The 26,286-nt window shown below is 71.5% G+C and carries 23 protein-coding genes and 1 other RNA gene; 7 read left to right on the plus strand and 17 right to left on the minus strand.

Features of this window, described 5'->3' with window-relative positions:
• Positions 1-6: 6 nt before the first annotated feature.
• Both DX116_RS00105 and DX116_RS00110 read right to left on the minus strand, forming a co-directional pair.
• Complete coding sequence (locus DX116_RS00105) at positions 7-495, minus strand: sunset domain-containing protein (protein WP_119702231.1); 489 nt, start codon at positions 493-495, stop codon at positions 7-9.
• The gene (locus DX116_RS00110; protein ID WP_119702232.1) at positions 492-1,193 is read right to left on the minus strand and encodes a hypothetical protein; all 702 of its coding nucleotides are present in this window, start codon (positions 1,191-1,193) and stop codon (positions 492-494) included. Before DX116_RS00110 ends, DX116_RS00105 begins: the two co-directional genes overlap by 4 nt.
• A gap of 115 nt (positions 1,194-1,308) precedes the next feature.
• On the opposite strand from DX116_RS00110, the gene DX116_RS00115 reads away from it, so the two are divergent.
• Together DX116_RS00115 and DX116_RS00120 are read left to right on the plus strand one after the other, a co-directional pair.
• The gene (locus tag DX116_RS00115) at positions 1,309-5,919 is read left to right on the plus strand and encodes an ATP-dependent helicase (protein ID WP_119702233.1); all 4,611 of its coding nucleotides are present in this window, start codon (positions 1,309-1,311) and stop codon (positions 5,917-5,919) included.
• The gene (locus tag DX116_RS00120; protein WP_119702234.1) at positions 5,912-6,691 is read left to right on the plus strand and encodes a DNA-formamidopyrimidine glycosylase family protein; all 780 of its coding nucleotides are present in this window, start codon (positions 5,912-5,914) and stop codon (positions 6,689-6,691) included. Before DX116_RS00115 ends, DX116_RS00120 begins: the two co-directional genes overlap by 8 nt.
• Before the next feature lie 22 nt (positions 6,692-6,713).
• On the opposite strand, the gene DX116_RS00125 is transcribed toward DX116_RS00120, so the two are convergent.
• From DX116_RS00125 to DX116_RS00150, 6 genes are all read right to left on the minus strand, one after another.
• Positions 6,714-7,244 carry a hypothetical protein gene (locus tag DX116_RS00125; protein WP_119702235.1) on the minus strand — a complete coding sequence of 177 codons (531 nt, stop codon included), beginning with the start codon at positions 7,242-7,244 and terminating at the stop codon, positions 6,714-6,716.
• A 17-nt stretch (positions 7,245-7,261) separates the two neighbouring features.
• Positions 7,262-8,551 (minus strand): hypothetical protein, encoded by a 1,290-nt coding sequence (locus DX116_RS00130; RefSeq protein WP_119702236.1) that lies wholly within the window; start codon positions 8,549-8,551, stop codon positions 7,262-7,264.
• Positions 8,548-9,285 (minus strand): ABC transporter ATP-binding protein, encoded by a 738-nt coding sequence (locus DX116_RS00135; protein WP_158591848.1) that lies wholly within the window; start codon positions 9,283-9,285, stop codon positions 8,548-8,550. The genes DX116_RS00130 and DX116_RS00135 overlap by 4 nt, the downstream gene beginning before the upstream one ends.
• An 18-nt stretch (positions 9,286-9,303) precedes the next feature.
• The gene (locus DX116_RS00140; protein ID WP_119702238.1) at positions 9,304-9,819 is read right to left on the minus strand and encodes a hypothetical protein; all 516 of its coding nucleotides are present in this window, start codon (positions 9,817-9,819) and stop codon (positions 9,304-9,306) included.
• 206 nt (positions 9,820-10,025) lie between these two features.
• Positions 10,026-10,313, minus strand: a complete 288-nt coding sequence (locus DX116_RS00145) for a 4a-hydroxytetrahydrobiopterin dehydratase (RefSeq protein ID WP_119702239.1) — start codon at positions 10,311-10,313, stop codon at positions 10,026-10,028.
• A 45-nt stretch (positions 10,314-10,358) separates the two neighbouring features.
• Entirely contained in the window at positions 10,359-12,470 is a 2,112-nt protein-coding gene (locus DX116_RS00150) for an acyltransferase family protein (protein ID WP_119702240.1), read from the minus strand.
• 156 nt (positions 12,471-12,626) lie between these two features.
• On the opposite strand from DX116_RS00150, the gene DX116_RS00155 reads away from it, so the two are divergent.
• Positions 12,627-12,932: a WYL domain-containing protein gene (locus DX116_RS00155; RefSeq protein WP_119702241.1), complete on the plus strand. Its 306-nt coding sequence runs from the start codon at positions 12,627-12,629 to the stop codon at positions 12,930-12,932.
• A gap of 179 nt (positions 12,933-13,111) precedes the next feature.
• Here DX116_RS00155 and ssrA read toward each other — a convergent pair.
• From ssrA to DX116_RS00200, 9 genes are all read right to left on the minus strand, one after another.
• Positions 13,112-13,481, minus strand: a transfer-messenger RNA (tmRNA) gene (gene ssrA, locus DX116_RS00160).
• 149 nt (positions 13,482-13,630) lie between these two features.
• Positions 13,631-15,028, minus strand: a complete 1,398-nt coding sequence (locus tag DX116_RS00165; RefSeq protein WP_119702242.1) for an MFS transporter — start codon at positions 15,026-15,028, stop codon at positions 13,631-13,633.
• The gene (locus DX116_RS00170; RefSeq protein ID WP_233556514.1) at positions 15,025-15,906 is read right to left on the minus strand and encodes an amidohydrolase family protein; all 882 of its coding nucleotides are present in this window, start codon (positions 15,904-15,906) and stop codon (positions 15,025-15,027) included. Before DX116_RS00170 ends, DX116_RS00165 begins: the two co-directional genes overlap by 4 nt.
• 16 nt (positions 15,907-15,922) lie before the next feature.
• Positions 15,923-16,399 carry an SsrA-binding protein SmpB gene (smpB, locus tag DX116_RS00175; RefSeq protein WP_119702244.1) on the minus strand — a complete coding sequence of 159 codons (477 nt, stop codon included), beginning with the start codon at positions 16,397-16,399 and terminating at the stop codon, positions 15,923-15,925.
• Positions 16,400-16,432: 33 nt separating this feature from the next.
• Entirely contained in the window at positions 16,433-16,915 is a 483-nt protein-coding gene (locus DX116_RS00180; protein WP_119702245.1) for an SRPBCC family protein, read from the minus strand.
• A 4-nt stretch (positions 16,916-16,919) separates the two neighbouring features.
• Positions 16,920-18,242, minus strand: a complete 1,323-nt coding sequence (locus DX116_RS00185) for a M23 family metallopeptidase (RefSeq protein ID WP_119702246.1) — start codon at positions 18,240-18,242, stop codon at positions 16,920-16,922.
• Positions 18,243-18,350: 108 nt separating this feature from the next.
• Complete coding sequence (ftsX, locus tag DX116_RS19805) at positions 18,351-19,265, minus strand: permease-like cell division protein FtsX (protein ID WP_158591849.1); 915 nt, start codon at positions 19,263-19,265, stop codon at positions 18,351-18,353.
• An 18-nt stretch (positions 19,266-19,283) separates the two neighbouring features.
• Positions 19,284-19,973, minus strand: coding sequence for a cell division ATP-binding protein FtsE (gene ftsE / locus DX116_RS00195; RefSeq protein WP_119702248.1), 690 nt, complete (start codon positions 19,971-19,973; stop codon positions 19,284-19,286).
• A gap of 60 nt (positions 19,974-20,033) precedes the next feature.
• Complete coding sequence (locus tag DX116_RS00200; RefSeq protein ID WP_119704029.1) at positions 20,034-21,233, minus strand: ROK family protein; 1,200 nt, start codon at positions 21,231-21,233, stop codon at positions 20,034-20,036.
• Positions 21,234-21,342: 109 nt separating this feature from the next.
• On the opposite strand from DX116_RS00200, the gene DX116_RS00205 reads away from it, so the two are divergent.
• From DX116_RS00205 to DX116_RS00220, 4 genes are all read left to right on the plus strand, one after another.
• On the plus strand, positions 21,343-22,893 hold the full coding sequence (locus tag DX116_RS00205) for a sugar ABC transporter ATP-binding protein (RefSeq protein WP_199715868.1): 1,551 nt from the start codon (positions 21,343-21,345) through the stop codon (positions 22,891-22,893).
• Positions 22,890-23,900, plus strand: a complete 1,011-nt coding sequence (locus DX116_RS00210; protein ID WP_119702249.1) for an ABC transporter permease — start codon at positions 22,890-22,892, stop codon at positions 23,898-23,900. The genes DX116_RS00205 and DX116_RS00210 overlap by 4 nt, the downstream gene beginning before the upstream one ends.
• A 65-nt stretch (positions 23,901-23,965) precedes the next feature.
• Positions 23,966-25,015 carry a substrate-binding domain-containing protein gene (locus DX116_RS00215; RefSeq protein WP_119702250.1) on the plus strand — a complete coding sequence of 350 codons (1,050 nt, stop codon included), beginning with the start codon at positions 23,966-23,968 and terminating at the stop codon, positions 25,013-25,015.
• Positions 25,016-25,107: 92 nt separating this feature from the next.
• Complete coding sequence (locus DX116_RS00220) at positions 25,108-26,283, plus strand: Gfo/Idh/MocA family protein (protein ID WP_119702251.1); 1,176 nt, start codon at positions 25,108-25,110, stop codon at positions 26,281-26,283.
• The last annotated feature ends 3 nt before the right edge of the window (positions 26,284-26,286 follow it).

Raw genomic sequence — 26,286 nt, forward strand, 5'->3', positions numbered from 1 at the left:
CGCGGCTCAGCCGTTCTTGGGCCGGCGGAACCCGGCCGCCTCGGCGGCCTCGGGGCTCGTGAACCAGACCGCCGCCGTGGTGCGCGCATAGGCCGGGCTCGAGGGGGCGTGGAAGATCTTCGAGCTGCGGCTGACCTTGACGACGTAGTCGGGCGACGGCGCGGCGCCGTCGGCGAGTGGCAGGGCCGACCCCGGGTGAGGTCCGGGGACGACCTGTGCCGGCTCGGCGGCGCGCTCGGCCACGGGCTCGGGTGCCGGCTCGGGCGCCGGCTCGGCGGCCCGCTCGGCCACGGGCTCGGGTGCCTGGGCGGGTTCGGGTGCCGGCTCGGGCTCGGCATCGGGTACCGGCTCGGGCTCGGGCGGGAGTCCCGGTGCCGGGGCGGCCCGCGTGCGGAGCACCAGCTCGCGCACCAGCCAGCCGAGGACGAATCCGAGCGCCGCGGCCAGCAGCAGCCAGACGGCGATCTCGCCGATCGTGTAGCCCGACACGGTCACGCCCCCTTCCGCGGCACGGTCGCCAGGCGCAGCGACTCGACGAGGCGCAGACCGGGTACCGCCTGGGCCACCTGCTCGACGACCCGCGTCCGCGTGGTGGCGTCGGCCACCTGGCCACCCAGGCGCACCGTGCCGTCGCCCGGCACCTCGAGGTCGAGGGCCTCGACGCCGGCGACGATCTCGAGCACCGCCGGCACGGCGTCGGCCCATGGAGCCGCACCCACCGAGCCGTCGACCGCGACGTCGCCGGTGACGGTCGTGCGCAGCGTCGTGGCCACGGCCACCTTGAGGGCGGCAGCCTGGTCGGCGGACGGCACGTCGCCGCGGATCTGGACGTCGTCACCGGCCCGGTCGAGCTCGAGCCAGGCAGCACCGGGCGTGCGGTGCCGCGACGGACGCTCGACATCGACCCGGCGGACGCCCGGCAGCGCCTCGACCAACGAGGCGGCCAGCCTGGCCTCGACGTCGTTGCCGCCGCTCAGCTCGGCCTCGCGGCCGCTGAAGCTGACCTGGACGTCGGCCAGGTCGGCGGCGGCCAGCGCGGTGCGCGAGCGGTCACCCAGGTCGGTGGCCACCGACCGCGACCCCAGCACGGCGCCCGCGACGACGACGGCGGCCAGGCACGTCGCGACGGCCACGACGAGGACCTTCAGTCGTCGCAGCTGCGCAGCAGGGCGCTCGGGGTGGGAGTCGGACAACGGAGCGAGGTCTCTCGGCTAGATCGGCACGACGAAGGTCCACCGTACCGGTCACCACCAGCGCCCGGACATGTCGTCTCCAGCACATGTCGGTGCCGGCTGGGACGATGGACGCATGCCCTCGGCCCTCGATCGCTTCGCCCCCGCCACGCGCACGTGGTTCGCGGAGTCGTTCGACGGGCCGACCCCGGCGCAAGAGGGTGCCTGGCGCGGGGTCGAGGGCGACGAGCACGTCCTGGTCGTCGCCCCGACCGGTTCGGGCAAGACGCTGGCGGCGTTCCTCTCGGCCATCGACCGCCTCATGCACGCCGAGGTCCCGGCCGACGAGCCGGTGCCGGGCACGCGCGTGCTGTACATCTCGCCGCTCAAGGCGCTGGCGGTCGACGTCGAGCGCAACCTGCGCTCGCCCCTCGTCGGCATCACCCAGGCAGCGGCCCGCCGGGGCGACTCCTTCCGCGACGTCACGGTGGGCGTGCGGTCCGGCGACACCTCGCAGCGCGACCGGCGATCCCTGCTGTCGCGTCCGCCCGACATCTTGATCACGACGCCCGAGTCGCTGTTCCTGATGCTCACCTCGGCGGCGCGCGACACGCTGCGCACCGTCGACACCGTCATCATCGACGAGATCCACGCCGTCGCCGGCACCAAGCGGGGAGCGCACCTGGCCGTCTCGCTCGAGCGGCTTGACGCCCTGCTCGAGGCACCGGCCCGGCGCATCGGCCTCAGCGCCACGGTCCGCCCGCACGACGAGGTCGCCCGGTTCCTGGCCGGCTCGGCACGCGTCAGCGTCGTGGCGCCGACGGCCACCACCCGCCTCGCGCTCGAGGTCGAGGTGCCGGTCGACGACATGACCAAGATCCCGGCACCGCCGCGCGACGAGGGCAGCGGCGCCCGATCGCTGGCCCCGGGCGAGGACGACCAGCCGCGCGGCAGCATCTGGCCGCACGTCGAGGAGGCGATCATGCACCGCGTGCTCGCCCACCGCTCGACCATCATCTTCGTCAACTCGCGCGGTGTCTCCGAGCGGCTGACCGCCCGCCTCAACGAGGCCTATGCCGACCACCTCGGCCTCACCGATCCCGATGCTCCCCCGGCCGGACGCACCCCGGCGCAGATCATGGGCGGCAGCGCCGCCGCCAGGCCCGCCGCGGGCGACGACGCCGAGACCGTGCTGGCCCGGGCCCACCACGGCTCGGTCAGCAAGGACCAGCGCGCCCTCATCGAGGACGACCTCAAGTCGGGGCGGCTGCGCTGCGTCGTGGCCACGTCGAGCCTCGAGCTGGGCATCGACATGGGCGCGGTCGACCTCGTCATCCAGGTGTCGTCGCCGCCCTCGGTGGCCAGCGGCCTGCAGCGGGTGGGGCGCGCCGGCCACCAGGTCGGCGAGATCTCGCAGGGCGTCACCTACCCCACCTCCCGGCCCGACCTCCTCGGCGCCGCGGTCACCACCTCGCGCATGCAGGCCGGGCTGATCGAGCGTCTCGACATCCCCGCCAACCCGCTCGACATCCTGGCCCAGCACACCGTCGCGGCCACCGCGCTCGAGAGCCTCGACGTCGAGGAGTGGTTCGACACCGTCCGCCGCTCCGCCCCCTTCGCCACGCTGCCCCGGTCGGCGTACGACGCGACGCTCGACCTGCTGTCGGGTCGGTATCCGTCCGACGAGTTCGCCGAGCTGCGTCCTCGCATCGTCTGGGACCGCGACGCCGGCACCATCGAGGGCCGCCCGGGCGCGCAGCGGCTGGCCGTCACCAGCGGCGGCACCATCCCCGATCGCGGCATGTTCGGGGTGTTCCTGGCGGCCGGTGCCGAGGAGAGCGGGCCGCGCAAGGTCGGCGAGCTCGACGAGGAGATGGTCTACGAGTCGCGCATCAACGACGTCTTCGCGCTGGGCGCGACCAGCTGGCGCATCCAGGAGATCACCCACGACCGGGTCAACGTCACGCCCGCCTTCGGCCAGCCCGCGCGGCTGCCGTTCTGGAAGGGCGACGCCATCGGTCGTCCGTACGAGCTCGGCGAGGCCATCGGCGCGTTCGTGCGCGAGGCCTCGGCCCTGGCTCCCGAGGCGCTCGCCGAGCGCACCGCCGGGCTGGGGCTCGACCGGCGCGCGGCCGACAACCTCGGCGCCTACCTGCGCGACCAGAAGGAGGCGACCGGCCAGGTCCCGTCCGACCGCACGCTGCTGGTCGAGCGGTTCCGCGACGAGCTGGGCGACTGGCGGGTCGTCCTGCACTCCCCCTTCGGCCGCCGCGTGCACGCACCGTGGGCCCTGGCCGTCGGTGCGCGCATCGTCGAGCGCTATGGCATGGACGGCTCGGTCGTGGCCAGCGACGACGGCATCGTCGCCCGCATCCCCGACACCGAGACCGAGCCGCCCGGGGCCGAGCTGTTCGTCTTCGACACCGACGAGCTCGACACGATCGTCACCGCCGAGGTCGGCAGCTCGGCGCTGTTCGCGTCGCGGTTCCGCGAGTGCGCCTCGCGAGCCCTGCTGCTGCCGCGCCGCAACCCCGGGTCCCGTGCTCCGCTGTGGCAGCAGCGGCAGCGCTCGGCGCAGCTGCTCGACGTCGCTCGCAAGTACCCGTCGTTCCCGATCCTGCTCGAGACGGCCCGCGAGTGCCTGCAAGACGTCTACGACCTCCCTGCGCTCACCGCGCTGTCTCAGCGCCTGGCCTCGCGCGAGGTGCAGATCGCCGAGGTCACCACCGAGCGGGCGTCGCCATTCGCCCAGAACCTGCTGTTCGGCTACGTCGCGGCGTTCCTCTACGAGGGCGACACCCCGTTGGCCGAGCGCCGGGCGTCCGCGCTCACGCTCGACCCCACCCTGCTGGCCGAGCTCCTCGGACGCGCCGAGCTGCGCGAGCTGCTCGACCCCGAGGTGCTCGAGCACATCGAGCTCGAGCTGCAACGGCTCACCGACGACCGTCAGGTCAAGGACGTCGAGGGCGTCGCCGACCTGCTGCGCCTGCTCGGGCCGCTGTCGAGCGACGAGGTGCGCGCCCGGGTGCAGCCCGACCTGGCCGGCGAGGCAGCCGGCTGGCTCACCGAGCTGCAGGGCGCCCGCCGCGCCATCGAGGTCGCCGTCGCCGGCGACATCCGCTGGGCCGTCGTCGAGGACGCAGGACGTCTGCGCGACGCGTTGGGCGTCGTCGTCCCCATGGGTGTGCCCGACGCCTACCTCGAGGTCGTCGCCGATCCGCTGCTCGACCTCGTGTCGCGCCATGCTCGCACGCACGGCCCGTTCACCAGCGCCGACGTCGCCTCACGCTTCGGCATCGGCGTCGCGGTCGCCGACCAGGTGCTGCGGCGGCTGTCGCGCGACGGACGTCTCACCGAGGGCGAGTTCCGGCCCCAGGCCACCGGCAGCGAGTGGGTCGACCCCGGTGTGCTGCGGCGCCTGCGGTCGCGATCGCTGGCGGCGGCCCGCCAGCAGGTCGAGCCCGTCGACCCGCTCACCTTCGCCCGCTTCCTGCCGTCGTGGCAGGGTGTCGGCGGCACGGTGCGCGGCCCCGAGGGCGTGCTCGCCACGATCGACCAGCTCGCGGGCGTGGCCCTGCCCGCGTCGGCCTGGGAGTCGCTCGTGCTGCCGGCCCGCGTGCGCGACTACTCCCCCGCGATGCTCGACGAGCTGACCTCGGCCGGCGAGGTCGTCTGGTCCGGGGCAGGGTCGCTGCCGGGCAACGACGGATGGGTGCAGCTGCACCCGGCCGACTTCGTGCTGCGCGCGGCCGGCGCGCAGGCCGTCGACCCGCTCGACCCAGACTCGCTGCACGCCACGATCGCCACCGCCCTCGACGGCGGCGGTGCCTTCTTGTTCCGTCAGCTCATCGACGTGCTCACGGCTCAGGGCCCGGGCACCGTCGACCACGCCGACGTCGCGACCACGCTGTGGGACCTCGTGTGGTCCGGTCGCATCAGCAACGACACCTTCGCCCCGGTCCGCACCCTGGTGGGCCGCGGCGGTGCGCACCGCACGCAGCGCCCCGCTCCACGTGCCAGGCTGCACGGCCGAAGGGTCCGCTCGCCGCGCACCGCCCTGCAGGGGCCGCCGACCGTCAGCGGACGATGGTTCTCGCTCGCCGAGTCCGCCGACGATGCCACCAGCCTGCAGCTCGCCCGCACCGAGTCGCTCGTCGGCCGCTACGGCGTCGTGACGCGCGGCTCGGTCATGGCCGAGCAGACACCGGGCGGTTTCGCAGCCATCTACCGGGTGCTGCGCGAGCTCGAGCAGACCGGGTCGGTGCTGCGCGGCTACTACATCGAGACCCTCGGGGCCGCGCAGTTCGCGGCGCCGGCCACCGTCGACCGCATGCGCGCGTTCGTCCTCGACGACGAGCGACCCACCGACGCGGCCGCCGTCACCTTGGCCGCCACCGACCCGGCCAATCCGTATGGCGCTGCCCTGCCCTGGCCCGACCGGGTCGTCGACGACGGCGGCACCCGGCACCGACCCGCACGCAAGGCTGGCTCCCTGGTCGTCATGCACGACGGGCACCTGGTGCTCTACCTCGAGCGCGGCGGCAAGAAGGCCCTGGTGTTCGACGACGACCCCGCCCGCTTGGCGGCGGCCGCACGGTCCCTCGTCACCCTGGTGCGAGCACGCCGCATGAGCCGGTTGACCATCGAGACCGCCGACGGACGCCCGGTCGGCTCGTCACCCCTCGGCGACGCACTGCTCGAGGCCGGCTTCGAGCAGACCATCAAGGGGGTGCGGCTCGATGCCTGAGGGCGACACCGTCTGGCGCACCGCCCACCACCTGCACGAGGCACTGGCGGGTCGGGTGCTGACCCGCACCGACTTCCGGGTGCCCGCGTTCGCGACCCTCGACCTCTCGGGCTCGCCGGTCGACGAGGTGGTCAGTCGCGGCAAGCACCTGCTGGTGCGCACGCCCACGCACTCGATCCACTCGCACCTCAAGATGGAGGGCGCATGGCACGTGCAGCGGCTCGAGTCGCCGTGGCGTCGTCCCGCCCACTCGGCCCGCGCGGTGCTCGAGAACGACGAGTGGCAGGCCATCGGCTACTCGCTCGGCATCCTCGAGGTCGTCGAGCTCGACGACGAGCCGTCGGTCGTCGGGTACCTGGGCCCCGATCTGCTCGGCCCCGACTGGGACCTCGAGCTGGCGGTGGGCCGCACGGCGGCCGATCCGGAGCGGCCCGTCTTCCTGGCCCTGCTCGACCAGCGCAACCTCGCGGGGTTCGGCAACGAGTACGTCAACGAGCTGCTGTTCATCATGGGGCTGCTGCCCACCCGGCCGGTCGGCGAGGTGCCTGACCTCACGCGGGTCATCTCGCGTGGTCAGCGCATGCTCGACGTCAACAAGGCCCGCGTCGAGCGCTCGTTCACCGGCAGCACCCGCACCGGCGAGGACCGCTGGGTCTACAACCGCGAGCGGGCCCGCTGCCGCCGGTGCGGCACGCGGCTGCGCAGCGGCAAGCTGGGCGATCGGCCCACCACCGAGCGCGACGTCTTCTGGTGCCCGCACTGCCAGACCTGACGACCGGGCCCGCCACCTGGGGTCACCCACGCCCCGCGACCGATGCGACGGCTCCCAGGGCCACCAGCGCAGTGGCCATGCCCAACGAGCAGGAGCCCGCCGCCGCCAGGGGCTGGGCGAACCACGGGTACGTCGACGCGAAGACCACCACCAGGCCGACCGCCAGCACCACCACCACGGCCGCATCGCCCAGCACGGCTGCGAGCACGAGGCACAGACCGGCGCAGGCCAACGCGACCACCAGCAGGGCGACGGTGAGGCGGCCGGCGGCGAACGTGCTCAGCGCGACGCCGTAGACGACCGTGAACGCGGCAGCGCGACCGGCGCGGAGCCTCCGGCCGGAGCGCACCGCCTGACCCTCGCACGTCACGAGCCTCGACGAGACGATCGGCAGGCAGATCATCGCGGCCCCGAAGATCGCGAAGAGCCAGACCGGGGCCACCACAGGTCCGAACGGCAGCGCGACCACCGGACCGATCACCAGGCGCAGTCCGCCGCACCACAGCAGCGACACGATGACGGCGCGGGCGGCGTGGAACCGCCGGACCAGCATCCAGGCCTGGGCCCCGCTCAGGGCAGGACCACCGACTCGGGCAGCCTCACGTCGGCGTACGCGCAGGCCGTGAGCTGGGCGTAGGTCGTGCGGATCCATGCCTGTTGGTCCGGAGCGGTCTGGCCGAGCCACTCGCCGAACACCTCGACCCGGTAGTCGGACGTCTCGGACAGGCCGTTGCGGACCGAGAGCCAGGCGGAGATCGCCGAACGAGCCACGAACACCTCGTCGGGCGGCGGCACCTCGCCGGTGTCGGCGGCGCACAGCGCCGGCATGGCGAGCAGGTCGGGGACACGCCGGGCGTCACCGCGTCGCGCGTTGATCGAGTCGGGTTCGAGCAGGATCGGCGCGACGCCGTCGGGCTGACGGCGGTACGGCACGACCTGCTGGTAGCGGCGCGGCAGCCTCACCCCGATCGCGGCGAGCGGCTCGGACTGCCGGATGATCTGCGCGGCGAGCCAGGCGAGCTGCCGTGACGTCTGGGAGGCCAGGCACACCGTGGTGCCCGATGCGGCTGTGCACGCGTAGCGGATGGGTGCGCCGGACGGCCGCAACCGGGACGACGGCACGGACTGGGCCAGGACAACCGCTGCGACCAGGGCCACGGCCGACGCGGCGACGATCGATCGCGACGCCGGGCCACGGCGGACCGCGTCGCGCGCGTGCATGACGACGACCGCGAACACCGAGACCATCACCAGCACCGCCAGCGCAGCCGCCTGCTGGCGTGAGTCCCACGTCAGGCCCACCAGGCTGCCGGTGGTGCCGCCGACCTTGAGCACGTCGGGCAGCATCAGGCGGTCGGGGAAGGCCGTCAGGCCGAACACGATGGCTGCGGCCAGGGGCACCGCGAGCAGGCTGCGCCAGCACGCGGCGGTGGCAGCGCCGATGGACGCCGCAGCGGCGAGGGCCACGACCGGCAGCACCACGACCAGCACGAACCCGGTGTCGATGCGCGGCTCGCCCCCGGCCATGGCGGTCGCCACCAGCACCGATGCCGTGGCGACGACGTGCACCACCACCCCGATCACCAGCACCGGCAGCGCGCACAGCCATGCGGCGTGACCACCTCGAGGCGTCTGGCGCAGCAGCGACCACGTCGCCGCCGTACGCCACCTCAGCACCTCGAAGGCCGTGCATCCGGCCAGCAAGGGGCCCGTCACCACCGTGACCCCACCGGCCCAGTCGGCCGTCCAGTCCCACTCACCCAGCCACGGCGTGCCCCGCTGGAGCAGGCAGAAGGCCTGGACGACGACGAGGACCGGGACGAATCCGACCGTGGAGCTGCGACGGATCAGCGTCCTCACGCGGTGTCACCGCCGATCAGCGAGATGAACCCTGCCTCGAGACCGCCGGCGCGGGCCGGGTCGCCGGACGGGCCCGCGACGTCGGCCGTCGCGCCGTCGAACAGCAGGCGCCCGTGGTGCAGCACCGCGACCCGCGTCGCGAGCTGCTCGATGTCCTCGACGATGTGGCTCGCGAGCACCACGCACCGCGAGGCGGCCAACGAGCGCAGCAGCAGCCGGATCTCGGCTCGCTGCACGGGATCGAGCCCGGTGGTCGACTCGTCGAGCAGCAGGACAGCGGGGTCGGCCAGGAGCGCCTGGGCGATCGCGGCCCGGCGCGCCATGCCGCCCGACAGCGTGTTGAGTCGCCGCCCGGCCTGCCGCTGCAGGTCGACCGCCTCGAGCGCCGCGTCGACCCGAGCGGCCGACGACCTGCGAGGCACGGCGCGCATCCATGCCATGTGGCACAGGAACTCGCGCACCGTGAAGGTGCCGGGGAAGTCGAAGTCCTGCGGGACCAGGGCCACCTGCCGGGAGGCGGCGGCGCGGCGCCGGCCCTCGTAGACGTCGGCTCCGTCGATGAGCACGCTGCCCGACCGCGGAGGCAGCAGACCGGCCAACGACCGGAGCAGCGTGGACTTGCCCGCACCGTTGACGCCGAGCAGACCGAGGGCTCCGGCCCCCGCGACGAACGAGATGTCGTGAAGGATCTCTTCACGTCCTCGCTCGACCGACAGGGACCGGACCTCGAGCACCGAGGTGATGGTGCGCGCCTAGTAGGCGAAGGTCGTGTAGGCCCACACCGAGCAGTCGTCCGGTGCGAGGTTCTGGTCCTCGCACACGTGGATCTGTCCGCGCGCCTTGTCGGCGGTGCCGTACAGGGTCGTGCGGGTGTAGTCGGACTTCCACGACCCCGAGCTGGTGCGGCCGGTCTGGTCGTTCTTGTTGGTGTTCCAGGCGGGGGACGACTGGCCCGCCCCCTGGAAGTAGAACTGGAACCTGGTCTCGACGTAGACGCTGTCGCCGCCGGGCTTGCTGTCCTTCTGCTGCGAGGAGTTGCGCGCGTAGGACCCGCCCTGGTTGTAGAAGTCGCCGTAGGCCTGAGCCTGCTTCTGACCGGACGAGGCGCTCTTGTGGTACGCCGTCAGAGGGCTCGACGAGCTGCCCCAGGCCACGGCCATGGCCGGCTGCGCCACGGCGACCAGCCCGAGCGAGATGGCGGCGAGGACGGCTGAGCGAGCGACCCAGCGTCGTGCGGCGGATGGGTGGAGCGATGAGTGATCGGACATCGTGGACTTCCTTCACGGGTGGCTCACCGACGTCGACCCGCGCCGGGCGCCCAGGCACCTGCCGGTGCCCATGGACCCCCGAGCGTCTCGCGACCCCCGGACGCGACACCGTGTCGCGCCACTGATGAGTAGCGATAAGATGACACGGATGAGTAGCGGTCGTCAAGCACCCCGCCGGGCGCATGTGGACGACCGCGCAGCGACCATCAGGACGCCTCGGCGACCCGTTCGAGCACGCGGGCGAGCTGGACGTCCCGATCGGTCACGCCCCCGACGTCGTGGCTGCTCAGCCGGATGTCGACCCGGTTGTACACGTTGGTCCACTCGGGGTGGTGGTCCATCTCGTCGATCGGGCCGGCCGCGCGCCCCACGAAGGCGATAGCGGCGGTGAAGTCGGCAAACTCGAAGGACTTCACGAGTGCCTCGCCCTCCTGCGACCAGCCGGGCAGGCCCTTGAGCGCTTCTTCGATCTGGGCATCGGTGTAGGACGTCATCTCCTCACGCTATCCCTGCGTCCCTGGCGCGCAAGCGTGCGGACCTCAGTCGTTCGGCAGGGCCTCGCCGAACTCTCCCTTGGTCGCACCGAAGAGGGCCGCCGACAGCTGCGCCTCGGCGCTCTCGACGAACGACGTCGTGAGGTGCGTGGTCTGCCGGTAGACGAGCACGTTGCCGATGACGGCAGAGCAGCGGTTGCCGTCGGGACAGATCGTCGAGGTGAGGTCGGCGACCGAGGCACCCGGCACCTCGGCGGCCGCCCGACGCGCAGCGGGCGCCCCGGAGGCGGCGACGCCCTGCTCGCGGTCGAACGCGCAGCGGTCGAGGTTCTTCGGGTTCTGCGCGACGCACTCGTACACCGGCTGGTCGGAGGGGGCCGGGTTGTCGAGCAGCGCCACGACCGGGATGCCGGACCGCGTGAAGGTGCGCCAGTAGGACACCAGGCCGTCGACCATGGCGTCCTCGGTCTCCTGGCTGCGCTCGGTCGCCCCCTTCGGCAGCGCCTTGCCCTGGCGGTGCGACGCGATCACGAGGTCGGGGTCGAGCTTCACGACGTCCTTGAGCACCGTGCGGCCCCACGCGCGGCAGTCGGGGTTGTTCTTGCGGTCGAGGTCGACGTCGGTGAACGAGCACGCCGACTTGGTGAACTGCACGACCTTGAAGCCCTCGCGCCGGCCGATCGCCGCGATCGCGGGCTGCCACTGGGCGATCTTCGAGTCGCCCACGATCACGACCGTGCGATCGGCCGACGTGTCGCCCGACGTGCACGGCTTGGGCACGGGGTCTCCGTCCCTGACCTGGCAGCCCGAGCCGTCGTCGTAGAACGTGGGACGGTCGGCGACGGCCTCGGTCGCGAGAGGACGCATCGCCTCGACCGAGCGCATCGCGGCCCAGTCGACGTCCTGGTTCGCGGGGTCGAGCAGTGCCGCAGCGCCGGGACTCTTCGACGTCGCGGCCTCGTCCACGCCGGCCGACGCCGAGGCCGACAGCCCGAGCCCGACCCCCACGCCGAGGCCCGTGAGCGCCAGGCCCATGCCGATCGCGCGGCCGTTGGGCTTGAACGTCGTGCCGAACCGGATGGGGTTCTCGATGAACCGGTTGGAGAGGTAGGCCGGGACCACCGACGCCGCCATCAGCAGCACGACCCAGCGCAGCTGGATGTCGGGCCAGTGGGCCTGCGCGGCGACCAGGATCGGCCAGTGCCACAGGTAGATGGAGTACGAGAGCCCGCCCACCCACACCATCGGCGCGATGCTCAGCAGCCGCTGGGGCGATCCGGGCGTGGGTCGCAGACCGGACGCGATCATCAGCGCCGCGCCCACCGTCGGCACCAGCGCGTGCGCACCGGGCCAGGTCGTCTTGTCGTCGAACACCAGCACCGCGTAGGCGACCAGCGCGAGGCCGGCCCATCCGCCGGCCGCCCGCAGCACGTCCGGCAGGCGCTCGACCTGCGACGCGGCCAAGGCCAGCAGGGCTCCGATGCCGAGCTCCCAGATGCGAGTCGCCGACACGAAGTAGGCCGTTGCGGGGCTGTCGGCCGTCTGCTGCACGGAGTAGGCGAACGAGGCCACCGTGACCACGCCCAGCACCGCGAAGGCCCCGACCTTCCAGCGCCGCGCCGCGATCAGCCCGATCACCAGCATCAGGATCGGCCAGACGACGTAGAACTGCTCCTCGACCGCGAGCGACCAGTAGTGCTGCACCGGCGACTGACCGACGTCCTCGGCCAGGTAGTCGACCCCTCGAGCGGCGAGCCGCCAGTTGACGACGTACAGGGCTGCGGACACGATGTCGCCGCCGAAGTCCTTGCGCTGCGTGATCGGCAGGAACCAGTACGTCACCATCGCCGAGAACACCAGCACCGTGGCGCTGGCCGGCAGCAGACGCTTCATGCGTCGGGCCCAGAACCGCGACAGGCTCACGCGGCCCGACCGCGACACCTCCCGCGCCAGCAGCCCCGTGATCAGGAAGCCCGACAGGACGAAGAACACGTCGACGCCGACGAAACCGCCGGCGGCGAACGGCACGCCCGCGTGGGCCACCAGCACCGAGCCGACCGCGATGGTCCGCATGCCCTCGATGTCGAGGCGGATCGTGCGTCCGTGATCGGGCTTGGTGAGGGGTGTGTCGACCGAGCGATGCTGACCGGTCGACATGACATCCCCTTCTGCGCAGGCGTGCGGTGGTGCCCGTCGGGCCCCGGACAGGTTATCCGACGGGTCCTCGCTGTAAGAATCCGTGCGCGAGTGGGACGAGAGGGTGTGAACACCTCACCGACCTCACCGACCCACCCACGCGGCCGGGGCCGACGCTTGGATGCCGGCCTCGACGACCTGCGGCGCGCCATCGCCGACCGGCTCCACGTCCGGTTCGTCTACGAGGGGCAGCCCCGCGTCGTCCAGCCCGCAGCCCTCGGCAGCCACGTGATCACGGACGCGATCACCCTGCGCGGCTACCAGACGGGCGGCCGCAGCAACTCGCGCCCGCCGCCGTTCTGGACGATGTTCACGCTCGACCGGATCGTCGACCTCGAGGTCGCCGGCGACGCGTTCGTCGACGATCCCCCGGGCTACGCCGACGGCGACGGCCGCCTCGTGAGCGTCATCGCGCAGCTGTAGGTGGGTCGGGCGCTCTCTCACGGGGCGCTGCGGGGATCCCTTGGTCGGCGGCACCGGACGGGCGGCTCCGCCACGGGACGGTGCTGCGGACGAGGGGCCCACTCGATTCGCTCGGCTGATGAACTGCATGACAGAGCCCTCGTCATCCCAGGAACGGGGACGACGAGGGCTCTGTCATGCAGTGGAACTGCGGGGAATCGAACCCCGGTCCTACGGCGCTGAGTCAGGGCTTCTCCGGGTGCAGTCCGTCTAGTCGCTTTTCTCAGCCCCGGCGCTCGGACAGACGCGTCGCCGACGGGCTCAGTCACAGAAAAGTCCCGATCACACGCTGTGACGCCGTGTGACCAGCAAGTCTCCTTGATGAGACTGGCGATCCGGAGCGGAGACGCCCCCGGGCCAGCCCTTCACTTATCGCTTAAGCAGCGAGAGCGAAGTCAGTGCGCTTGGAATCGGCACTTGTTGGTTTCCAGAGATCGTTAAAGAGATAACCCTGGATCCTCTACCCGCTTCACCTGAATCGAACGACCTTAGTCGAAACCGATCAGCCCCTCTTGAGTTGTCAACCACGGCCCCATCACGGCCGCGTCATCATCCTACTCCTGTTCAACCCCGGACCCGAGTGGCGCATTCCCGCCGCTGAGTGGCGCACTCTCGCGCGACACGCCGTCCCAGAATCACCGATCTGCGCCACTCGCGGGTCAGGGGGCGCCGGAGGCGGGGCTGGGGGAGACCTTGCTGCCGTGGATGAGCGCGGCGGCGCACAGCGCGGCGACCACGAGCATGCCGATGCAGATCAGCGTGCCCGTGCGAAAACCGGGGCCGAAGACGTCCGGGTCGGCGAAGTCCTGGCCGGCGATGCCCGCGATCGGCGGGATCGCGGCCACGGCCAGCAACGAGGCCGTGCGGGCCACGGCGTTGTTGATGCCCGACGCGATGCCGGTCTGCTGCATCGGCGCGGCGGCCAGCACCGCGGTCGTCAGGGGCGCCACCAGCACCGTGATGCCGGCGCCGAACACGATCGAGGCCGGCAGCACGTCGGTCCAGAAGCTGGCACCCTCGCCGATCCGCAGCATCAGCAGCAGGCCCACCGCCGCGATCAGCGGACCGAACGTCATGGGCCAGCGGGGCCCGATGCGCGAGCCGAGCGCACCGGCCCACGACGAGAACAGCAGCATGATGACCGTCATGGGGACGCTGGCCAGCCCGGCCACCAGCGGCGAGAAGCCCGACACGTACTGCAGCTGCTGCACGAGCAGGAAGCCCGAGGCGGCGAGCGCGCCGTAGATCGCGAACGTGCAGATGTTCGCGGCCGTGAACACGCGATCAGCGAACAGACCGAGCGGCACGAGCGCGTGCGGCGTGACCTTCTGGTGCACGACTAACACGACCATGAGCCCCACGCCGACCGTGCCCCAGAGCCAGGACTCGTCGACCAGCCCGTACGTCAGCGCGGCCAGCCCGACCGCCGTGAGGACCGCTCCCCCGTAGTCGATCGGGCCCGGTTCGCCCGTGGTCTCGGGCACGTGACGCACCGCCAGCCACACGACGGCGATCGCGAGGGGGACGTTGATCCAGAAGATGCCGCGCCACCCGGTCGTGTCGACGAGCCATCCGCCGAGGAGGGGCGCGATCGCCGAGGTGACGCCCGACAGCCCCGACCACAGCCCGATCGCCGGTCCGCGGTCCTCCGCGGCGAACGACGCCGAGATGATCGCCAGGCTGCCGGGCGTGAGCAGCGCCGCGCCGACGCCCTGCATCCCACGGGCCGCGACCAACACCTCGATCGTCGGCGCCGCGGCGCACGCCACCGACGACACGGCGAAGAGCACGACGCCGGCCACGAAGACACGACGACGTCCGAGACGGTCGCCCAACGACCCGCCGACGAGGATCAGCGCAGCCAGCGTCAGCGTGTAGCCGTTGACGATCCACTGCACGCCCGCCGCGCTGGCCTGCAGGTCGGACCTCATGGCCGGCAGCGCCAGCCCGACGATCGAGCCGTCGAGGAAGGCCATGCCGGACCCGAGGATCATCGCGGCGAGCAGCCACCGCCCCTGCGCGGTCGCCAGCCGGATCGTGCCGGCGTCGGCGCTCACGGAGCGACGCCGAACAGCCCGGCCCCGTTGCGCCACAGCACGCTGCGCATCCAGTCGTCGCCGAGGTCGAGCCGCTGCAGCACCTCGACCTGGTGGGCGTACGCGTACGGGATGTTCGGGAAGTCGGTGCCGAACAGCACGCGGTCCTGCAGCTGCGCCAGCCGTGCCGGGACGCCGTCGGGCACCGGCTGCTGCCAGAAGTCGACGAACGCCATGGTCGTGTCGAGGCGGACGTTCGGGTACCGCTCGGCCAGGTCGAGGAACTCGTCGATCTCGGGCATGCCGAGGTGGGCGATCACCAGGGCCAGGTCGGGATGCCTCGCCAGGACGTCGGCGACGCCGGCCGGGCCGGTGTGGTGGCCCGGTGCCGGGCCGGACCCGGCGTGCAGGACGATCGGCGTGCCGCTGTCGGCCAGCGTGCCCCACACCGGCTCGAGCAACGGGTCGTTGGGGGCGAAGTCGCCCACCTGCACGTGCACCTTGAACACCTCGACGCCGCGGTCGAGCAGCTCGGGCACGTACGTGGCGGCCTCCGGCTCGGGGTAGAACGTCGCCGACCGCAGCACGCCCGGGGTGCGGTCGGCGAAGGCCAGCGTCCAGTCGTTCATGAAGCCGGCGACGCCCGGACGGTGCGCGTACGACAGTGCCGAGAACGCCTGGACGCCCATCGAGCGCAGGTGGGCGACGCGATCGTCGTCGCTCCAGCGGTAGGTGATCGGCCACGGCCGTCCGAGCAGGGGCCCGGCGGCGTCGAAGTAGGCCCACACCTTCTGCATGAGCTGGGGCGCCATGAAGTGCGTGTGCACGTCGACGAGGCCGGGGATGCCGAGCTCGGTGGTCAAGCCCGGCAGGTCGGCGTCCTGCAACCCCCCGCTCACGGGTGGCGGGGCGCCACTAGTGGATGCCCTTGAGCCGCCGCCCGAGGTCGCGCTCGGCCTCGCGGGTCGCAGTGCGCTCGGCGATCGCGTGGCGCTTGTCGTACGTCTTCTTGCCGCGTGCCAGGGCGATCTCGACCTTGGCCCGGCCGTCCTTGAAGTACAGCGAGAGCGGGACGATCGTCAGGCCCTTCTCGGTGGTGCGCCGCTCGATGCGGTCGATCTCCGAGCGGTTGAGCAGCAGCTTGCGCCGGCGTCGGGTCTCGTGGTTGGTCCACGTGCCCTGCGTGTACTCGGGGATGTGGACGCCCAGCAGCCAGGCCTCGCCGCGCTCGATCTCGCCGAATCCGTCGACGAGGGATGCGCGTCCCGCACGCAACGACTTCACCTCGGTGCCGGTCAAGACCATGCCGGCCTCGAACGTGTCCTCGATGTGATAGTCGTGGCGCGCCTTCTTGTTCTGCGCTACGAGCTTGCGCCCGGTCTCCTTGGCCACCGACCTATTGTGTCACGCCTCGCCCAGGTCGGGTCACGCCTGCGGATGACGCACCGCGGCCACGACCACCGGGTCGGCACACCCACGCGCGAAGCCGGCGATGCGCCGGTCGATGTCGCGGCGCAGGACGACCGCGCCGATGCGCTCGGCGAGCGGGGCCAGCCACGCCGGCCGGCACCGGAAGCTGTAGCGCCAGGTGGCCCGGCACCGTCCTCCCGGCTCGGGCGCGAACCGCCAGCCGCCCGCGAACGAGGCGAAGAACCACGGCCCCTCGGTCATCTTCATGCCGACGTTGGTCGGCGGGTTGAACGAGACGTACTCGCTGACCATCCGCAGCCGCGAGCGGTGACGCGTCTCGGTGCGGACAGCCTTGCCCGGCGACGAAGCACCGTCGAGGAAGTGCTGCTCGTGGATGAACGGGTCCCACCGCAGCCGCGTCTCGCCCGACGTCTGCGACACGGCGAAGGCCGTCGCCGGGTCGACGTCGACCACGACGCTCGACTCGACGCGTGTCACGGCGTCACAGCCAGCCGGCGGGGTTCACCGTCGAGCCGTTGGTCAGCACCATGAAGTGCAGGTGGCAGCCGGTCGAGTAGCCGGTCGTGCCGGAGTAGCCGATGACCTGGCCGCGCTGCACCTTGGCGCCGGCCTTCAGGGCGAAGCGCGAGAGGTGGTTGTACGTCGTGACGACGCTGACGCCCCGCTTGACGCCGTTGTTGAGGATGATGCGGTTGCCGTAGGCGCCGTTGAAGTACTGCTGCAGGATCGTGCCGGTGGCGGCGGCCCGGACGGGGGTGCCGCACGGCACGCCGAAGTCCATGCCGTCGTGCAGCTTGTAGACGCCCGTGATGGGGTGCACCCGCATGCCGTACGGCGACGTGATGGGACCCGACACCGGACGCGACAACGTGCCGCCGCTGTCGCCGGTGGCAGGCGGCTCCGGATCGTCGTCCTGCCCGCCGCCGCCCGCCGCCTTGCGGGCGGCCTCGCGCGCCGCGCGCTCGCGCTCCTTGCGCAGCTCTTCGGCGACGACCTTCTGCAGCTCGGTCTCGAGGCGGTTCGACTCGGCCTGGAACTCCTGCAGCAGCCGCTCGTCCTCGGCCCTGGCGGTGGCGGCGGTGTCGGCCGCACCCTGACGTGCCGTCACGAGGTTGGCGACCACGGCGGTCTGCTGCTCGGCGGCGACCTCGAGCTGCTTCTTCTCGACCAGGTTGGCCGCGGCCTCGGCGCGCTGCACCTTGACCTTGTCGCGCAGCTTCTGCACCTTCTGGCGCTTGAGCTTGAGGATGACCCGGGAGGCCTCGAGCCGCTGCATCGTGGCGACCTGGTCGTCGCTCACGGCGCCGTTGAGGCTGACCTTCTCGCCGTACGCGGCGGGGTCCTCGCCCTGCAGCAGCCCGCTGACGGCCCGCAGCCCGCGGTCTCCCTCGAGGTAGTCCTGCACCGCGAACTCCTCGACCGACTTCTCGGACGAGACGAGCTGCTCCTCACCCTTGGCCAGCTGCTTGCGCGCGGATCTCAGGTCGGACTGACTCTTCTCCAGCTTGCCCTGCATCTCGGCGTCGAAGGCCTCGGCCACGACGACCTTGCCCCGCGTCTGGTCGAGCGTCGTCTGGGCGGCACCCAGCTTGGCCTCGGCCTCCTTGAGGGCGGCCGCGGCGTCGGCGAACTGCTTGGTCGAGGCGTCGAGGTCCTTCTGCGCGTCGCGGGCCCGACTGTTCGCCTCCTTCTTCTGCTGCTCGAGGTCGTGCTTCTTGTCGGCGAACGACGGAGCCGTCAGGCCGGCGACGAGCGCGGCCGACAGCAGCGCAGCGGTGAGCGCAGTGCGGGGAAGGGAAAACATGACCTCGACCTTGGGGGAAGGATCCCCGGGCGGACCCGGAGAACATGTCGATGAGCGTGCCGTGACGTGTGCGATGAAAGTATCAAGCCTGACTTTAGGCTACGAACGTCACACGTCCAGGTATTTGCGGGTCAGGAAGAGTGTCGGCACCAGTGCCAGCACCAGCGCGAGGGCCGTCGTCATGCCCACGACCTGCACCGCGTCGCCCCAGCCGACCCACGTCGTGATCTTGCCGAGGGTGTCGCGCAGGTAGCCGTAGACGACGAAGTGGACGAAGGCCGCGAGCCCTCCCGCGGCCAGGGCCGCCGAGATCAGCGCCGCGATCATCGACTCGAGGATGAACGGCAGCTGGATGTGCCAGCTCGACGCGCCGACCAGCCGCATGATGCCGATCTCGCGTCGCCGGGCGTACGCCGTCATGCGGATCGTGTTGGACACCTGCAGCACCGCGGCGAAGATCAGCAGCGCCGAGATGGCCAGCGCCCCGTTGCGCAGCTTGTCGAGCGCCGAGAACAGCGGGCCCAGCAGCTCCTTGAGCGAGCTGACGTTGCCGACGCCGTCCATGCCGGAGACCTGGCTGACGACAGCGTCGTACTTCTGCGGGTCCTTGAGCGTCACGAAGTACGAGACGGGGAACGAGTCGGGGCTCAACGTCTCGAGCTGCTTGCGTCCGGTCTCGGACTGCCCGAACAGCACCCGCGCCTGGTCGTAGTTCTGCTGGGGCGTGCGGACGTCAAACGACTTGACCTGCGCATTGCCCCGCAGGGCCTCCTGCACGGCCGTCTGCTGGTCGTCGGTCGCGACACCGCCGATGCACGTCGGCGCCAGGGAGTTCTTGGTGCAGAGGTTGACCTGCAGCTGCAGCTTGTCGCCGAAGTACTTCTCGGTGCGCTGAGACTGGGCCAGGATCAGCAGACCCAGCGCGGCCAGCAGCAGCGACACCGTCATCGTGACGATGAGGGAGATGGTCATGGACTTGTTGCGAGACAGGCTCTGGCCCAGCTCGCTGAGAGTGCTACGCATGTGGTCCTCTTCGCCGAGTCAGTTCTGGTAGCCGTAGATGCCACGGGCCTCGTCGCGGACGATGAGCCCCGACTCGAGCTCGATGACGCGCTTGCGCATCTGGTCGACGATCGACGAGTCGTGGGTGGCCATGACGACGGTGGTGTCGGTGCGGTTGATGCGGTCGAGCAGCTTCATGATGCCGACGCTGGTGGTGGGGTCGAGGTTTCCGGTGGGCTCGTCCGCGATCAGGATCATCGGACGGTTGACGAACGCGCGAGCGACCGCGACACGCTGCTGCTCGCCGCCCGACAGCTCGTCGGGCATGCGGTGCCCCTTGCCCTCGAGGCCCACCATCTCGAGCGTCTCGGGCACGAGGGTGTTGATCTCGGCGCGCGACTTGCCGATGACCTGCAGCGCGAAGGCCACGTTCTCGGTGACGGTCTTGTTGGGCAGCAGCCGGAAGTCCTGGAAGACCGTGCCGACCTGACGGCGCAGCTTGGGCACCTTCCAGCTCGACAGCTTGTTGATCTCCTTGCCGGCGACGTAGACGCGGCCGCTGGTGGGCCGGGCCTCGCGCAGGATCAGCCGCAGGAAGGTCGACTTGCCGGAGCCGGAGGCGCCGACGAGGAAGACGAACTCGCCCTTCTCGATCTCGAGGTCGACGCCGTCGAGCGCGGCACGCTTCTGGCCGGGATAGGTCTTGGTGACCTTGTCGAATCGAATCACTGAGCCACTGTAGGCAGCCGATCCCCGCTGAGGTGGGACGTCGAGCCCCAACCGGGATGTCTAGGCCGTGCGCTGCGCCACGTACGCGTCGACCGCACGCGGCGACAGCACGGCGTCGATCACCATGGCGCTGGCCCCCAGGATGCCGCCCTGGGTGCCGGCCGCGGTGCTGACGATGCGCAGGTCGTGCGTCGCCAGCGGCAGCGAGCGCTGGTAGACGACCTCGCGCACACCGGCCAACAGGTACTCCCCCGCCTCGGACAGCTTGCCCCCGATGACGATGACCGACGGGTTGAGCAGGTTGACGCACGTGGCGAGCACGGTGCCGAGGTCGCGTCCCGCCTCGCGCACGGCCTGCAGCGCCGCGATCTCGCCGGCCGCCACCGCGTCGACGATGCCCTGCGAACCCTCGACGTCGAGGCCGCCGGCGCGCAGCTTGGCCGCGATGGCGGGTCCGGCCGCCACGGCCTCGAGGCAGCCGACGTTGCCGCAGCGGCAGACGACGTCGTCGGGCGCGCCCGCGACCTGGACGTGCCCGAGGTCTCCGGCCGACCCGAGCGCGCCGCGCAGCAGACGTCCGTCGGCGACGATGCCGGCCCCGATGCCGGTGGCGACCTTGACCAGCAGCAGGTGGCGCGACGACTCCCACGACGTGACGTACTCGCCGAGGGCCATCAGGTTGACGTCGTTGTCGACGAGCACCGGCCCCGGGAAGTGGCGGTTCAGGTGCGCGGGGATGTCGACGTCGTGCCAGCCGGGCATGATCGGCGGATTGGCCGGACGCCCCGTGGCGTGCTCGACCGGGCCGGGAACCCCGATACCGACGCCGGCGACCTCGTCGATCGACCGGTCGTGCTCGCCGAGCAGATCGACGCCGATCGCGGCGACGCGGTCGAGGACCGTGACGGGACCGTCGGCGATGTCGCTGTCGACGGTGCGCTGGCCCAGCACCTCGCCCGACATGTCGGTGATGGCGACCGTCGCGTGCGACGCCCCGAGGTCGATGGCCAGCACGACCCGGTCGTGGGGGTTGATGGCGAAGCGCGTGGGAGGGCGCCCACCGGTGGAGGCGGCCTCGCCCACCGGCTGGAGCAGCCCCGACAGCAGCAGGGCGTCGACCCGGGCCGTGATGGTCGATCGGGCCAACGACGACAGCTGCGCCAGCTCGCCGCGGGTGCGGGGCCGGCCGTCGCGCATCAGCTGGAAGAGGTCGCCGGTGCCGACGAGGGTCGGCGGCAGCCCGACGGACACAGCAGTCATGGCCATGAGTTAACCAGACCCCCTTTCGACGCGCTGGCTTTCCAAGTATGTCGGCGAACATCTGACTTTTGCTTGACGGCCGACAGAACGTGTGACTAGTGTCACGGCCATGTCACACCCCTCCGCCCCGCTGCTCGAGATGCGCGGCATCGTCAAGAAGTTCCCCGGCGTCCGCGCCCTCGACGGCGTCGACCTCGTCGTGCGCGCCGGCGAGGTCCACTGCCTGCTCGGCCAGAACGGCGCCGGCAAGTCCACGCTCATCAAGGTCCTGGCCGGCGCCCACGGCGTCGACGAGGGCACGATCCTGTGGGAGGGCGAGCCCGTGTCGTTCGCGAACCCGCAGGCCGCCCTCGCCACCGGCATCGCCACGATCTACCAAGAGCTCGACCTCGTCGACGGGCTCAGCGTCGCCGACAACATCTACCTCGGCCACGAGAGCGCCCGCGGCGGCATCACCCGCGACGCCACGATGAACCGCAAGGCCCGCGAGCTGCTCGCCCGCCTCGGCCACTCCGAGATCCGGCCGACCCGCGAGGTCGGCAGCCTGTCGGCCGCCGGCAAGCAGATCGTGTCGATGGCCCGCGCGCTGTCGCGCGACGCACGCATCATCGTGATGGACGAGCCGTCCGCCGTGCTCGACCCCGACGAGGTCGACGGCCTCTTCCGGGTCGTCGACGACCTGCGCGCGTCCGGCACCGCCGTCATCTACATCTCGCACCGCCTCGACGAGATCCGCCGCATCGGCGACCGCCTCACCGTGCTCAAGGACGGCGCGACGGTCGCGGGCGACCTCTCGGCCAAGGACACCCCGACGGCCGAGCTCATCACCCTGATGACCGGACGCACCGTGTCGTCGGTCTACCCCCGCCGCACCATCCCCCTGCCCGCCACGGCGCCCGTGCTGTCGGTCGACGGGCTCGCCCGCGTCGGCGAGTTCTCCGACATCTCCTTCGACCTGCGCCCCGGCGAGATCATCGGCCTGGCCGGTCTCGTCGGCGCCGGACGCAGCGAGATCGTCGAGACGATCTACGGCGCCCGCCGCGCCTCGGCCGGCAGCGTCACGGTCGACGGCAGGGCGCTGCGCAACGGATCGGTCGACACCGCCGTGCGCGCCGGCCTGGGGCTGTGCCCCGAGGAGCGCAAGTCGCAGGGCCTGATCCTCGACGACGCCGTCTACCGCAACGTGTCGCTGGCCAGCATCTCCCGGTTCTCCCGGTTCGGCGTGTCCACCGACGACGCCGAGAAGCAGGCCGCCCACGAGGCGGCCCGCTCCGTCGACATCCGGCCCGACGCCCCCGAACGGATCATCCGCACACTCTCGGGCGGCAACCAGCAGAAGGCCGTCCTGGCCCGCTGGCTGCTGCGGTCGTGCAAGGTGCTCCTGCTCGACGAGCCGACCCGCGGCGTCGACGTCGGCGCACGCGCCGAGATCTACGCCCTGATCCGCCAGCTCGCCGACTCCGGCGTGGCGCTGCTGGTGGTCTCCAGCGACATCGACGAGGTGCTCGGCCTGTCCGACCGCATCCTCGTGATCGCCGACGGCGCGGTCGTCCACGACGGCCCCAGCGAGGCCATCGACGCCGGCGGCGTCCTCGACCGCATCATCGCCTCCCACGAACACACCGCATCCCCCACCGAGCAGAAGGGTGAAGTCGCGTGAGCGCCTCCCTGCAAGATCCCTCGCTGACCGTCCCGGCACCGCCCAAGGGCGAGCCCCGCGGATCGATCGGCATCGCCCGCAACCTGGGCCTCGTCATCGCGCTGGTCGTCCTGTGCATCGTCGGCGTCGTGACGGCGGGCGACCGCTTCGCCAGCACCGACAACGTCCTGACGATCCTGCGTCTCGCCACGGTCACCGGCATCGTGGCCGTCGGCATGACGTTCGTCATCACGGGCGGAGGCATCGACCTCTCGGTGGGCGCGATCGTCGCCCTCTCGTCGGTGTGGGCCACCACGACCGGCACGCAGGCGATGGCCGACAACATCGGCTGGGTCGCGATGGTCTTCAGCGCGATCCTGGTCGGCGCGGCCTGCGGCGCCATCAACGGGCTCCTCGTGGCCTACGGACGGATCGTCCCGTTCATCGCGACCCTCGCGATGCTCGCGTCGGCGCGCGGGCTCGCGGAGGTCATCGCCGACCGCAAGACGCAGATCATCCGCAACCAGGGCTTCACCGACTTCTTCGCCGCCGAGCCGCTCGGCATCCCCGTCATCGTCATCATCTTCGCCCTCGTCACCGTCGCCGGCTGGTTCCTGCTCAACCGCACGACCTTCGGCCGCCGCACGTTCGCGGTCGGCGGCAACCCCGAGGCCGCTCGCCTGGCGGGCATCAAGGTGCAGCGCCACACGGTCTACCTCTACACGCTGCTCGGCACCACGTGCGGCATCGCCGCCGTGATGCTGATGTCGCGCACCACGACCGGATCGTCGACGCACGGCACGCTCCTCGAGCTCGACGTGATCGCGGCCGTCGTCATCGGCGGGACGCTGCTCAGCGGTGGCCGGGGCACCATCATCGGCACCCTCTTCGGCGTCCTGATCTTCATGACGCTGACCAATGTCTTCACGCTCAACAACCTGTCGACGTCGACCCAGAACGTCGCCAAGGGCGTGATCATCGTGATCGCCGTGCTCCTGCAGCAGCGCATCGCGAACCGCAAGACGTAACCCGCACGACGCACCACCCCGCACCACCCGCACGACCAGCACCCCCACCCCCACCAGGAGTACACATGTCCACGACCCATCCTCGCCGCCGTCGGGCCTATGCCGTGGCGGGAGCCTTCGCGGCCGCCACACTCGTCCTCGGCGCCTGCACCAACAGCTCCAGCGACGACGACACCAGCGCCTCAGTCACCAAGAGCAACACCGACAACGACAAGAGCGGCGACAAGGTCGTCATCGGCTTCTCGGCCCCCGCGGCCGACCACGGCTGGATGGGTGCCATCACGAAGGCCGCCGTCGCGCAGGCCGACAAGTACGACGACGTCGAGCTGAAGGTCGCCGAGGGCACCAACGACGTCAACCTGCAGATCTCGCAGGTCGAGACCTTCATCAACGACAAGGTCGACGCGATCGTCCTGCTGCCGTTCGACGGCGCCGCGATGACCTCGGTGGCCCGCAAGGCCATGGACGCCGGCATCACCGTCATCAACGTCGACCGCGAGTTCGACTCGCCGTTCGCCGCGCGCACCACGGTGCTGGGCGACAACTACGGCATGGGCGTCTCGGCCGGCACCTTCGTCTGCGAGGACGCCAAGGGAGCCAAGGACAAGGTCGTCACCGAGATCGCCGGCATCGACTCGCTGCCGCTCACGCAGGAGCGCTCGAAGGGCTTCAAGGACGCGCTCAAGTCGTGCGGCCTCGACGTCGACAACCGCGTCGCCGCCGAGTTCACGGTCGAGTCGGGCGAGGAGGCGGCGTCCAACCTGCTGCAGGCCGCCCCGAAGATCGACTACCTGTGGAACCACGACGACGACCAGGGTGTCGGCGTGCTCGCGGCCATCAAGAACGCCAACCGCGACGAGTTCACGATGATCGGCGGCGCCGGATCGGCCGACGTCATGGACGCCATCAAGGCCGGCAACTCGGTGCTGAAGGCCACGGTCGTCTACCCGTCGACGCAGGCCGCCGACGGCGTCAAGCTGGCCCGCCTGCTGGTGCAGAACAAGTCGATGTCCGACCTCGCCGAGATCGAGGTGCCGCGCCAGCTCAAGCTCGCCGCCCCGGTCGTGACGAAGGACAACGTCGACACGTACCTGCCGTCGGCGTTCCGGTCCTGATCGCCTGATCGACTGACAGGGGGCCCGCGGTCGCACCGCCGGCCGCGGGCCCCCACCCCCTCCACGTACGACACGAGCATGAGGACCCCAGCATGAGCGACACACGCCCCGACCTCGGGATCGGGATGGTCGGCTACGCCTTCATGGGCGCCGCCCACTCGCAGGCCTGGCGCACGGCGCCGGCGTTCTTCGACCTGCCCCTCCTCCCCCGCCTGCGCGCCGTGTGCGGACGCAACGAGGACGCCGCCGGAGAGGTCGCCCGCCGCTTCGGGTGGGAGTCGGTCGAGACCGACTGGCACGCCCTGCTCACCCGCGACGACGTCGACGTCATCGACATCTGCACCCCTGGCAACACGCACGCCGAGATCGCGATCGCCGCGCTCGAGGCCGGCAAGCACGTCATCTGCGAGAAGCCCCTCGCCAACACCGTCGCCGAGGCCGAGGCCATGGCGGCCGCGGCTGCCACCGCCGCCCAGCAGGGCGTGCGCTCGATGGTCGGCTTCACCTACCGGCGCACCCCGGCCGTCGCCTTCGCACGCCAGCTCGTGGCGTCCGGACGGCTCGGCACGATCCGCCACGTCCGCGGGCAGTACCTGCAGGACTGGCTCGCCGACGAGAACGCGCCCCTCAGCTGGCGCCTCGACAAGTCGCTCGCCGGCTCCGGCGCCCTCGGCGACATCGGCGCCCACATCATCGACATGGCCCAGTTCGTGACCGGCGACTCGATCGCGTCCGTCAACGGGCTCATGGAGACGTTCGTCCAGACCCGCCCCATCGGGGGCGACCACACCACGCTCGGGGGGCACGCCTCGCAGGATGCCGAGCGCGGACCGGTGACCGTCGACGATGCGGCCGCCTTCACCGCCCGCTTCGTCGGCGGCGCCATCGGCGTCTTCGAGGCCACCCGGTTCGCCACGGGCCGCAAGAACGCCCTGCGGCTCGAGATCAACGGGACGCTCGGATCGCTGGCGTTCGACTTCGAGGACATGAACGTCCTGGAGTTCTTCGACGCCACCGAGGACCCGTCCGTCGCCGGCTTCCGCCGCATCCTGGTCACCGAGGCCAGCCACCCGTACGTCGCCGCCTGGTGGCCCCCGGGCCACGGGCTCGGCTACGAGCACGGCTTCACCCACCAGGTCGTCGACCTCGTCACCGACATCGCCAAGGGCGCCGACCCCGCGCCGTCGTTCGCCGACGGACTCGCCGTGCAGCGCGTGCTCGCGGCCGTCGAGGCGTCCGCCGCCTCCGGCACCACCCAGACCCTCTGACTC

The sequence above is a fragment of the Aeromicrobium endophyticum genome (assembly GCF_003586285.1).
Taxonomy (GTDB): Bacteria; Actinomycetota; Actinomycetes; order Propionibacteriales; family Nocardioidaceae; genus Aeromicrobium; species Aeromicrobium endophyticum.